The sequence below is a fragment of the Macrococcus epidermidis genome (assembly GCF_024205965.1).
Taxonomy (GTDB): domain Bacteria; phylum Bacillota; class Bacilli; order Staphylococcales; family Staphylococcaceae; genus Macrococcoides; species Macrococcoides epidermidis.
In genome coordinates this window covers 791,127-802,613 of the sequence record NZ_CP073819.1, presented here as the reverse complement: position 1 = coordinate 802,613, position 11,487 = coordinate 791,127, and the positions used below count along the sequence as shown (strand labels likewise).

Genomic DNA, 11,487 nt, shown 5'->3' with positions numbered 1-11,487 from the left:
GATAAGGATTTCGTCCTTATCTCAGCTTTTTAATTGCAACGGTACATCGTGACGTGGAAATTAATCTATCTCTGTCATCATATACTTTTATTTCCCAAACATGAGTCGATTTTCCTTGATGAATAATCAATGCTTTAGCATATACATCGCCTGACTTTGCGCTTGATATATGATTAGCATTAATCTCTAGACCTAATGGAATCTCATCTTTACCGATAAGTAACGATGAGCCATATGATGCTGCTGTTTCACAAAGTGCAACAGTTGCTCCTCCATGTAGGTAACCAAATGGTTGACGGACAACATCAGTAATTGGCATTTTCATCACTAATAAATCACCATCAAAACTTACTTGTTCAATCTTAAAATGTGTTATTAAACTTGGTACAGATAATAAATTTGAATCCATGATATCCTCCATGACTTCTTTTTATCTATAATACCATTGCTGCAATAAATCCGAAAATAATGAGCGGTATATTAAACAATAAGAATGTCGGTACACACGTATCCCAAATATGGTTATGCTGACCATCCATGTTAAGCCCTGCTGTTGGACCAAGTGTAGAGTCACTAGCCGGACTACCTGCATCACCAAGTGCACCTGCAGTACCAATAATAGCTATAATCGCCATGCTGCTAAGTCCAATAGAATCTCCTAACGGAATAAATAATGCAGCAATGATTGGAATGGTTGCAAACGAAGATCCGATACCAAGTGTCACAATGAGACCAACGATTAACATAAAAATTATTGTTAATACTTTTGAACCATCAGTGAATGCTACCATATCCTGAACTAGACGTTCTACATCTCCAGTAGCGCTCATAAGACTCGCAAAACCATTTGCAGTAAGCATCACCACTCCAATGTAAGCCATAATCTTAATACCCTCTGTTAAAGTTTCATCTAACGCTTTCCATTCATATGCAAATGATACAAAGAAAATTAATATCCCTGCTAATGCACCAAAGATCATTGATTCAGTCATAGTCTGCACAATAAATGTACTTAAAATCGCAAGAATTGTAATAAATATGACATATGGTCTAAGCGGTGGTCTATTCTCAGTCGGTGCTAAAGCTACGGTATGATATGTTCTCGGTTTTCTAAATATTATAAAGGCAAGAATGAGTCCTACAATAAATCCCATAGAAGGTATAATCATCGCTTTATATATATCACTAAATTCAATCGCATAGTTTGCTTTATCGAATCCTTTTTTAATAATACCGTGGAAGATGTATCCATAACCATATGGCATCAATACATATGGAAAGTTTAATCCAAAACAAAGGATTACTGCTAATAATCTTCTATCTATCTTTAACTCATTAAATAAACTAAGTAAAGGTGGTATGATAATCGGAATAAATGCAATATGCACCGGAATAATATTTTGAGACATACAAGAAATAATAATTAAAGAAACAAGTAATATTACTTTAGTGTATATTCTCGTATTTTTTTTATTTTCAACTTTAAGTTTATTTATTATTTTTTCAACAAAATAATCTGTAATACCACTATAAGAAATTAATGCTGCAAAACCTCCGAGTAGAGCATAGCTTAATGCGACTTCACTTCCATCCACTATACCTTCAGTGAATATTTTAATGGTCTTTTCAATTCCCAGCCCTGAAACAAGACCACCTGTTAACGCTCCTATAAAAAGTGATAGCACAACGTTAAGCCTACATAAACTTAATATAACCATCACTAGTACTGCGATTAAAACTGCATTCATAAATAAATAACCCCCAAACACTTTAGTTCGCTAATGTACTACCATGATAAAGGAATTATTTATTTTCGTCAAGCGCTATATGCATTAATTTTATAATATGGGAATAAACATGTTGATTATCAGGATAATTGATTAAATCAACTTCAAGAACATTTGGACTTATAACATTAAGGCCAAATTGTTCAAGGGTAATTAAATCCAGAACATCTTTAGGTTCTATCTGATGCTGAAATTGATACGTAAACTCAAAGTTTTCCTGGATAAGTTTCGAAATGAATTGTAAATTATTATGTTTTATAATTATCTGTCTTTTGTCAATTTGGCTCATACTTCTTATCTGTTCTACTTCATATTCATGATTTTTTAACTGTATACAAGCTGTATTTAAACGATATTGTTTTGCATAGAACAACACATCATATAATATATTAAAGTAATTTTGACGATGTGTTCTGACAGTCTTACCATTGAAAGCAATGCGTTCTTCACTTTCTTGCAGCAATTCACTGTATTGAATATAGATCATACCAACAGAAGATGGTAATAATGCTTTTAGTAATGTTTCAGGAACAGAACTGACATGACCTATAACGATAAATAATGTAGTGGCACTTTTGGGAATATATTCATACATCTTAATATTTTCATCATTGATTAAACATATCGTTCTTTCTGTAACTTCTTCTGGAATTGCTGTTAGCGTATTTACCGCGTCGCTATCATTAATATATATTTTAAATAAGTTAAACAACGCTGCTTGTATCATCATCACTTGTTCATGTGACAAATATTTTGTAAGTAATGCCAGATGAATGTCTACATGAGCAGCTCGTTTTACTAACTCTGAATTTTCAAGATATAAATTTTCAATTACTGTAACGAGATCAATAATCTTCTGCATATTAAAATGCTTTATATTTCCGACCGGTATAAATAAAAATAGAGTATTCTCCGATGAAATAAAGTATGGTAATGCCTTATCCCGTAAAGGATACTGTGCTTCAATAATTGCTTTATGGTTTTCCAGTAACGGTCTTAACTGACTGATTTGTGATGGTAAAAAACACACATAGCTCGTGTCTATGTGTGTCTGTATATGTTTATTTAGCATATGCCCACTCCTTAAAACATTGTATATCCGCTGCGTCTTAAATTTCTAATAACAAAACCCGCAGTGATTGCTCCTATCAAGCCACCTGATAACATAATAATATCCGCAGGTAAAAGGTGGGTTAAGCCTGTCCATAATTTATTAAAAGCGAACTTTGGTTTTAATAAATAATCCGCTGTAGAAATTTTATCGACAATTGCAAATACAACAAAAGGATAAAGAGCCGTCATAATCCAAGTTGATTTCAGTAACATATTTAAAATAAATGCGATACCAAAAAATAAAACAAAAAATAAAAGTGTTGAAATAATCAACTGAATAAGTGCTGTCAAAAGTGCCCCTCCTAAGTAAATAAGTGATAATGTGTATAATTAAAATGTGCTCCAGGAGACTCAGTACTTGTAAGCGTTATTGCTTCGCTTTTTTCCTGTAAAAGATGATGAATCATCGGTGACACAGCTTTGTCCTGAAGAATTGCTTCTGGTGTTCTCCATGCTACAACTTCAATTTCATCATTTGGAAACTGAATAGTAATATCCGTTGTAAGCGGTTTGACAAGAAATAATATCATATTATCAGATATTTCATTATTAATAACACCACTTCTTAGTCCGATTACACCTTGAACTTCTCCTTTAATACCTGTCTCCTCATATAATTCTCTTATTACAGCCTGATCTGCAGTTTCACCATTATCAATAAAACCTGCAGGTGTACTCCACATGCCACGCATACCGCTATATTGTTTCTTAAGTAAGAGCCATTCACCTGCATCATTAATTACTATTGCATTGACCCCTAACCAAACTTTATCTCGTGCCATAATCTTCTCCTTACTTATAAAAAAAGTGAGGTAGGCAATCATTATGCCCCGCTCACTTTTTAAGCATTTAATATTGAGACAATATTAAAATTTACCTTTTTTATATGCAACACCAGCGCCACCAATTTTGAATAAAGCACGTGTATCGATTAATTTTTTCATGAATGCAGCTTTTTTACCAGTAATTTCTTTACCGAATACAACACCAACACCATCATGAGAACCTAAAGAACATACAGTTCCTTTATCATCATAAGCAAATGCTGATAATTTCTCACCATTTAATAATTTTTGGATAGCAGAAGCAGTAAATTCACCTTGTTGCATAGCAATTTGAGCAGTCGTTGGTAAAGGACGCTCTCCGCTCATTACTGCTGAACAGTCACCAATTACAAAGATATCATCATAGCCATCGATACGTAAATCTTCACGTACTACGATACGACCACGTTTAACACCATCAAATGATTCTTCCATTAATTTAGAACCACGAACACCCGCAGCCCAAATAACAGTGTTTGCATATAATTGTTCTTCCTGCTCATTAACTTTAACAACAAAACCATTTTCGTTAGCAGCAACGATAGGTGTAGCGATTTTAAATTCAACACCACGTTTTTCTAAGTAATCCATAACATATTTCACTAAATCTTCAGAGAACATTGGAAGCATTTTCGGTGCCGCTTCAACACATGTTAATTTCACTTTAGATTGATCAATATTGTATTCTTTACATAAAGCAGGTACTTTTTCTACTAATTCCCCTAATAATTCGATACCAGTAAAGCCGGCACCACCAACTAAAATTGCTAAATCTTTTTCATCTTTTTCTGTACTGTTTGCATAGTGTGCAAAACGTTCTTCAATATGCGCAGCAATACGACGCGCAGTATTAATATTTTCAATTTGGAATGCATGTTCTTTCATGCCTGCAATACCAAATGTTTCTGATTCGAAACCTAATGCTACAACTAAAATATCAAACTTGTAAGTACCGTTTGTTGTTTCTACAGTTTTTTCATCTTTATTGATTTTAGTAACTTCGTCAACGACGAAATCTACTTTTGAATGATTTAAAACACTTGCAATAGGATATAAACAATCCTGATATTCACGCGTACCAGCTGAAGCTTCATGTAACCAAGTTGCTTCATAATGATATTCATTTTTGTTGATTAGTGTAATATCACAATCTTGTGTTGAAACTAATTTCTGTAATTTAGTTACAGTTTGTAGACCTGCATATCCTCCACCTAATACAACAACTTTTTTTCTTTCAAATCCCATTTGTATTCACCCATTCTCAATAATTTTTTAATATATCAATCTTTCAACTCATAAAATGTGATTTTTGTCACAAATTTATTTTTGAATATTCCAACTTATATATTAAGACTTTTACACTATAAATACAAGTGTATTGTAAATTTTTAATTAAAGGGGCTTAACAATTTTCTGGTGTACCTGCGACATCTTTTGTTCTAAATGAACTACCACATCCACAAGATGCAATCGCATTTGGATTTTCAATTGCAAATCCTCCACCCATTAATGATTGTTTAAAATCTACAGTCGTTCCATTTAAAATAGGCGCATCTGATTTATCAACTAATACTTTCACACCATAATAATCTAAAACTTCATCATTTTCGTTAGGATTCTCTTCTGCACTCATACCGTATGATAAACCAGTACATCCGCCTCCTTTTACTGAAATTCGTAAGTAACCATTCGGTAAACCATTGCTTTCCATCATTGATTTAACTTCATATGCAGCTGCTTCTGTTAAAATTACAGTACTCATAATCAATTCCTCCTTAAAATAACCATGTTTCTTCGATATGTTTGTAAATATTTTGTTTTAATAATTCTGGTGTGTCACCTGTGACGATATCCCCGTTCACAAGCGCATAAAGACTATCATTACACTGCCCACAATATGTGAGACAACCATAGTCTAACACATCAATATTTGGATCATTAGATAATTCATCAAACACACTTTGACTGCCTTTGGCTAAATTTGAAATACAAAACTCCACAATTGGATTCATTTTCATCTTCCTTAATAATGATAACTTTTACTTATCATTTTATATCAACTTTTATTATCGTTAGTATTATATAATCGCTATAATTTAATGGTAATCTATATTATAATTTAGATTGAGGAAAAACAATAGAACTTTGACTTACGAAGGGGATTAAAACAATGAAAAATTTAGTATTACTTGGTGGGGGCTATGGTAACATGCGTATTATGCAAAGACTCCTGCCGAATACATTACCAGCGGAATACAATATCACATTAATCGATAAGATTCCATTTCATGGTTTAAAGACAGAGTTTTATGCACTAGCTGCCGGAACAGAATCTGATAAAGATGTACGTGTAGAATTTCCACAAGATAAGCGTCTAAATATTGTCTATGGAGAAGTTACTCAAATTGACCTTGAGAAACAAATTGTATCTATCGGTGAAAATCATGTGGATTATGATGAGTTAGTAATAGGTCTTGGCTGTGAAGATAAATATCATAACGTTCCTGGTGCAGAAGAATATACATACAGCATTCAGACAATGACAAAAGCACGTAAAACTTATCAAGCGATAGCTGACTTGCCATCTGGCTCTACAGTGGGGATTGTAGGTGCTGGCTTAAGCGGTATCGAACTTGCTAGTGAATTACGTGAATCAAGAAAAGATTTAAAGATACAACTATTTGACAGAGGTGAAAGAATTTTACCGGCTTTTCCTGAGAAATTAAGTAATTATGTTAAGAAATGGTTCGATAAAAACGATGTAGAAGTTATTCCTAATTCAAACGTCGTTAAAGTTGAACCTGGTACGCTTTATAATAATGACGTTTCCTATTCAGTAGATATTTGTGTATGGACGGCAGGTATACAACCTGTTGAAATTGTACGTAATCTACCTGTTGAAATCGGTGATGGCAATCGTGTTAAATTAAATCAATATCACCAAATCCCGACGCATCCAAATGTCTATGTCGTTGGTGATTGTGCAGCTTTACCACATGCACCAAGTGCTCAACTTGCTGAAGTTCAGGCAGAACAAATCATCGATGTTATGAAAATGATCTGGACAGATAAACCATTACCTGAAGTGATGCCAGAACTAAAATTACAAGGGTTTATGGGATCTTTAGGAGAAAAAGAAGGCTTTGCTTATTTAATGGAGAAAACAGTGACTGGAAGACTCGCACGATTAATGAAATCAGGTGTCTTATGGTTATATAAATATCATAATGGATAAAATAAAACGATTAGGTCATCCTAATCGTTTTATTTTACATAATGTTCTTCTACGAATTTAGTAACCTGTGGTAATTGAATATATCCATCAGCCACTATTTCATCATCCATCGTAATTAACGGATAGAATAACTCATCGTGGTTAATCTGCTCAATGATATTTTCATCATGATCTGTTAAGTTTTCGGATTTATTAATGTCGATATAGTTATAGTTAAATTGTAAATCCGGAAACTTTCGATCTAAATTCGGTTGAACCCAGTCATAAATATCTTTAGATGTCGGTGCATTTACACAACTTGCACATACAACATCAGCGCCGTAAATGATAACATTTATCATTTATAATACATCCCCCTTTAAACTATCGTATTTATATGCTATATTGATTATACTAAAAAAGTTAGAGTAAACCACTACATTTACTCGAAAGGAGTTAAAATGACAACTGAACAACAAACAATGTTTGATGCTGTGAATGAAGTATTAGAGAAATTACGTCCATTCTTATTAAGAGATGGTGGCGATTGTGAATTAGTAGATGTTGAAGATGGAATCGTTAAACTTCGCCTTTTAGGTGCATGTGGTACTTGCCCTTCATCAACAATTACATTAAAAGCTGGTATTGAACGCGCGTTACTTGAAGAAGTACCTGGCGTAGTAGAAGTAGAACAAGTATTTTAATGATAATTTGAACCGAGACTATTGTCTCGGTTTTTTATTTTGACCGTTTTAGCGGTATTTTGACAATAATATTATCAATTCCGCTATATCTTTAATACAAAATAAATGAGATTGATAAATAAATAACTTAAATCAATTTTATGACCTACTACTCATTTAATCTCCACCTATTGTAAACCTATGATATAATTTAGTTAACTAATTATTAGGGGGACTAAAATTGAATTATGCAGAAAGTGTTATTAATGGCTATACGTTAACAAAAGAAGAAGCACTCCAAATACTACAAACACCTGACCATCATTTATTATCATTATTAAATGATGCTTACCAAGTACGTTATCACTATTATCAAAACAAGGTAAAACTTAATATGATCTTAAATGCAAAAAGTGGTCTCTGTGCGGAGGACTGTGGCTATTGTGGTCAATCAATCAAAGTAGATAAAAATGAAACAGGTTGTACACCCTACGCTTTAGTCGATGAGAATAAGATTATTCAAGGGGCAGATAGTGCAGTTAAAAATAAAGTAGGTACTTATTGCATCGTTATGAGTGGACGTAAGCCTACAAACCGTGAAGTAGACCGAGTTACGAACGCTGTTGAAGCGATCAAAGCAAATCATCCACAGCTTAAAATTTGTGCTTGTCTTGGATTAACGAATGATGAGCAGGCAAAAAAATTAAAAGCTGCAGGCGTAGATCGATATAACCATAATCTCAACACGAGTAAACGATATCATGAAGAAGTCGTTTCTACACATACATATGAAGATCGCGTAAATACTGTTGAAATTATGAAAGCTAATAATATCTCACCTTGTTCCGGCGTAATTTGTGGTATGGGGGAAACAGATGAAGATATCGTTGATATGGCATTTGCACTTAAAGCAATTGATGCTGATAGTATCCCGGTAAACTTCTTACATGCAATCAAGGGAACAAAGTTTGAAGATAAAGATGAACTGACTCCAAATAAATGCTTAAAAATTTTATCTTTATTCCGTCTTGTTAATCCAACGAAAGAAATTCGCGTTTCAGGCGGCCGTGAAGTCAACCTTCGTTCTTTACAGCCTCTTGCCTTGTATGCTGCAAACTCTATCTTTGTTGGTGATTATTTAGTAACTGAAGGTCAACCGAACAAAGAAGATTATCAGATCATCGAAGATTTAGGTTTTGAAATTGAATCAAATGCCTTTTTACAGTCTCCCGATAAAATAGAAAATAAAGACAGAAAAATAGAAATTTAATAGTAATATAATCACTAAAAAAGAATGATCCTGATAATGGATCATTCTTTTAATTATTTTTCACTTCACTTACAGGCTTCTTACCTTCAATAATTAACTCAGCATTTTTTATACACAGCTCAATCATCGCATTTCTCGTATCTACTGTTGCACTTCCGATATGCGGAAGCACTGTAATGCGCTTTTCAGATAGAAATGGATGTTCTTTCCCTACAGGTTCGTTATTTAATACATCACCCCCTGCTGCATAAATCTCTTCGTTTTGAATGGCTTCCAGTAAGTCATTTTCAACGACATGCCCACCACGACCAATATTTATAAATATCACACTTGATTTCATCTTTTTAAATGCATCTTTATTAAATATATTTTTTGTTTCATTAGTTAATGGTGCAGTACATATGATAAAGTCACTTGTTTCAAGTAATTCATTAAAAGATACATAATTTGCTCCAAGTGCTTTTGCAGCTTCGCTTTCACTACGGTTATGATATTGAACATGCATGTTTAGTCCGATGCAGCGTTTCGCTAATGCCGTACCGATATTTCCCATACCAAATATTCCGACTGTCTTTTTATACACATCAAGTCCGGCAAGTAAATAAGGAGACCATCCAACCCAGTTACCCTCTTTTACTAATTCATTTGCTTCAATGATGCGTCTTGCTGTTACAAACATTAAAGTAAATGCGAGTTCAGCAGTTGTTTCTGTAAGTACGTCAGGTGTATTACATACCGTTATATCTTTACTACGTGCATAATCGATATCAATATTGTCATAACCAACGGCAAGATTGATCACTGCTTTAAGGTCCGGGTTATTATCGATAAATTCTTTATCAATAGTATCACTTAGCATTGAAATAACAATAGATTTATCTTTTGATGATTCTAGTAATGCTTCTCTTGGCATCGGTTTAATCGTCTCTGGATAAACTTCTACCTCTGCAACAGATTCTAATTGCTCAACATAATGCTTTGGAATACTTCTTGTAATCAATACTTTCATATTATTCCCCTTCATACATGTCGATTACTTCTAATAGGTTCTTAACACTATAAGTTGGTGGTACCGCTTCAGCCATAACCTGTTCATAAGTTGATACACCTGTCTGTACATGAAGTGTATCGATATCACTATTAATACCACTCATAATATCTGTCATATATAAGTCACCAATCATAACAAGTTCTGACTTATCCAGGCCAATCATTTCAACAGCTTTATTCATAATTGTAGGCATCGGTTTACCGATAAACTTAGGTTCCACGCCAGTTGAAACAGTGATAACACTTGTTAATGCACCGTTACCAGGTAAGAAACCACGTTCAGTTGGAATCGATGTATCTGGATTAGTAGAAATAAATTTCGCACCATTTCGTACAGCTAAACAAGCGATCGATAATTTTTCATAGTTGATATCTACATCCAGACCGATTACAACATAATCTACATGTTCATCTTCTTTGATCTCTAAACCTTCATCTTCTAAGGCTTGACGAATACCTGTTCCACCAATAACATAGACCGTTGCCCCAGGTTTTTCATCAGCTATATATGATGCTGTAGCCATCGCGCTTGTCACTACGTTATCAGCATGTGCTACAAATCCCATCTTAGAAAGTTTATCTGCTACTTCATCCGGTCTTTTTGATGCGTTATTCGTTACAAATAAATAAGGTAAGTTATTATTCGCTAAATAGGCAATAAATTCTCTAGCACCTTCAATGACTTCTGTTCCGGCATACATCGTGCCATCTAAATCTAATAAGTATCCACTATATTTTTTCATTTTTACTACCTTTCCCAAATGCTGATACAGGACCAAGTTCATTTGCTATAAACGTATCAACATCGTTTTTGAATTTTTGATAGGCATTGATGTTCTCCATAAAAATACGCTTTACTTCTGCATGGTTAATATCAGTATAGTTTCGAACAAACCATTGACGTGTAGGTAATGTCTTACTAATTTCATCTTTAGATATCGAAGAAATCACCTTTTCCATCTCTAAAATATCAATGACATCCTGATAACTACCAGGATCACGCATAACAAATCCATCAATAATCATGTTTCCTACATCAACAACTGCTTCTATAAGCATATGACATACACGTTCTAATGCGAATCCTTCAGAATTTACTACTTCTTTTGATAACTTATCAATATACACGAGTTTTTCTTCTAATTCATCTCTATCTACAAAATACATCTGATCGCCTCCACCACTATTCTATCAAATTTTGAAAAGCAATACACAACATGTATAATAAAATTACTGGAGGAATGCTTAATGATAGATATGTTTTTATACGATGATACTGAAAAGGCAAATATACGATTTGTAAGCTTTGTTGGTGAAAATCGACATGACTTAGCACTGATTCAAACAGATAGACATTATGGCAAAACGATTGTGCTCAATACTCAGTCGAATAAATTCGGTATTATTGGTCGCGATGACCTCGATGAAGAAGGTTATATTGCCCATGTATTTGGCATTAATGACGCTGATGCTATAGAAATTACTGAATTCCTTAACGAAGTGATCCATTAAAAAATTCCAGCTTACCGAAGTAAGCTGGAATTTT

Annotated in this window: 16 protein-coding genes; 4 read left to right on the top strand and 12 right to left on the bottom strand. The window is 33.7% G+C overall.

Annotated elements, in window-relative coordinates; translation table 11 throughout:
• Positions 1-16: 16 nt before the first annotated feature.
• The 8 genes from KFV12_RS04355 to KFV12_RS04320 all read right to left on the bottom strand — a co-directional run bounded on the left by KFV12_RS04355 (position 17) and on the right by KFV12_RS04320 (position 5,736).
• Positions 17-409: a PaaI family thioesterase gene (locus KFV12_RS04355; protein WP_111714347.1), complete on the bottom strand. Its 393-nt coding sequence runs from the start codon at positions 407-409 to the stop codon at positions 17-19.
• Positions 410-434: 25 nt separating this feature from the next.
• Complete coding sequence (locus KFV12_RS04350; protein WP_254257391.1) at positions 435-1,748, bottom strand: Na+/H+ antiporter family protein; 1,314 nt, start codon at positions 1,746-1,748, stop codon at positions 435-437.
• 55 nt (positions 1,749-1,803) lie between these two features.
• Positions 1,804-2,859: a hypothetical protein gene (locus KFV12_RS04345; protein ID WP_254257390.1), complete on the bottom strand. Its 1,056-nt coding sequence runs from the start codon at positions 2,857-2,859 to the stop codon at positions 1,804-1,806.
• 11 nt (positions 2,860-2,870) lie between these two features.
• Complete coding sequence (locus KFV12_RS04340; RefSeq protein ID WP_099580438.1) at positions 2,871-3,191, bottom strand: YuiB family protein; 321 nt, start codon at positions 3,189-3,191, stop codon at positions 2,871-2,873.
• A gap of 11 nt (positions 3,192-3,202) precedes the next feature.
• Positions 3,203-3,682 carry an NUDIX domain-containing protein gene (locus KFV12_RS04335; RefSeq protein ID WP_436970157.1) on the bottom strand — a complete coding sequence of 160 codons (480 nt, stop codon included), beginning with the start codon at positions 3,680-3,682 and terminating at the stop codon, positions 3,203-3,205.
• Positions 3,683-3,766: 84 nt separating this feature from the next.
• Positions 3,767-4,969, bottom strand: coding sequence for an NAD(P)/FAD-dependent oxidoreductase (locus tag KFV12_RS04330; protein ID WP_111714344.1), 1,203 nt, complete (start codon positions 4,967-4,969; stop codon positions 3,767-3,769).
• A 157-nt stretch (positions 4,970-5,126) separates the two neighbouring features.
• The gene (locus KFV12_RS04325; protein ID WP_111714343.1) at positions 5,127-5,486 is read right to left on the bottom strand and encodes a HesB/IscA family protein; all 360 of its coding nucleotides are present in this window, start codon (positions 5,484-5,486) and stop codon (positions 5,127-5,129) included.
• 13 nt (positions 5,487-5,499) lie between these two features.
• Positions 5,500-5,736, bottom strand: a complete 237-nt coding sequence (locus KFV12_RS04320) for a YuzB family protein (RefSeq protein WP_099580433.1) — start codon at positions 5,734-5,736, stop codon at positions 5,500-5,502.
• A gap of 158 nt (positions 5,737-5,894) precedes the next feature.
• On the opposite strand from KFV12_RS04320, the gene KFV12_RS04315 reads away from it, so the two are divergent.
• Positions 5,895-6,959 (top strand): NAD(P)/FAD-dependent oxidoreductase, encoded by a 1,065-nt coding sequence (locus KFV12_RS04315; RefSeq protein WP_111714342.1) that lies wholly within the window; start codon positions 5,895-5,897, stop codon positions 6,957-6,959.
• A 29-nt stretch (positions 6,960-6,988) separates the two neighbouring features.
• Here KFV12_RS04315 and KFV12_RS04310 read toward each other — a convergent pair whose 3' ends face one another.
• Positions 6,989-7,300 carry a YuzD family protein gene (locus tag KFV12_RS04310; protein WP_254257389.1) on the bottom strand — a complete coding sequence of 104 codons (312 nt, stop codon included), beginning with the start codon at positions 7,298-7,300 and terminating at the stop codon, positions 6,989-6,991.
• A 24-nt stretch (positions 7,301-7,324) separates the two neighbouring features.
• Here KFV12_RS04310 and KFV12_RS04305 point away from each other — a divergent pair, with 24 nt between their 5' ends.
• Together KFV12_RS04305 and bioB are read left to right on the top strand one after the other, a co-directional pair.
• Positions 7,325-7,642, top strand: coding sequence for a NifU family protein (locus KFV12_RS04305; protein ID WP_372486722.1), 318 nt, complete (start codon positions 7,325-7,327; stop codon positions 7,640-7,642).
• 220 nt (positions 7,643-7,862) lie between these two features.
• Positions 7,863-8,891 (top strand): biotin synthase BioB, encoded by a 1,029-nt coding sequence (bioB, locus tag KFV12_RS04300; protein WP_111714341.1) that lies wholly within the window; start codon positions 7,863-7,865, stop codon positions 8,889-8,891.
• 49 nt (positions 8,892-8,940) lie between these two features.
• Here bioB and KFV12_RS04295 read toward each other — a convergent pair whose 3' ends face one another.
• From KFV12_RS04295 to KFV12_RS04285, 3 genes are read right to left on the bottom strand one after another with little or no spacing between them, the layout of a single operon-like run.
• Positions 8,941-9,900 carry a 2-hydroxyacid dehydrogenase gene (locus KFV12_RS04295; protein ID WP_254257388.1) on the bottom strand — a complete coding sequence of 320 codons (960 nt, stop codon included), beginning with the start codon at positions 9,898-9,900 and terminating at the stop codon, positions 8,941-8,943.
• 1 nt (position 9,901) lies between these two features.
• Entirely contained in the window at positions 9,902-10,684 is a 783-nt protein-coding gene (locus KFV12_RS04290) for a TIGR01457 family HAD-type hydrolase (protein ID WP_133446397.1), read from the bottom strand.
• Complete coding sequence (locus KFV12_RS04285) at positions 10,671-11,108, bottom strand: DUF86 domain-containing protein (protein WP_099580425.1); 438 nt, start codon at positions 11,106-11,108, stop codon at positions 10,671-10,673. Before KFV12_RS04285 ends, KFV12_RS04290 begins: the two co-directional genes overlap by 14 nt.
• 81 nt (positions 11,109-11,189) lie before the next feature.
• Here KFV12_RS04285 and KFV12_RS04280 point away from each other — a divergent pair, with 81 nt between their 5' ends.
• Positions 11,190-11,453, top strand: coding sequence for a DUF3055 domain-containing protein (locus KFV12_RS04280; protein ID WP_111714338.1), 264 nt, complete (start codon positions 11,190-11,192; stop codon positions 11,451-11,453).
• Positions 11,454-11,487: the final 34 nt, after the last annotated feature.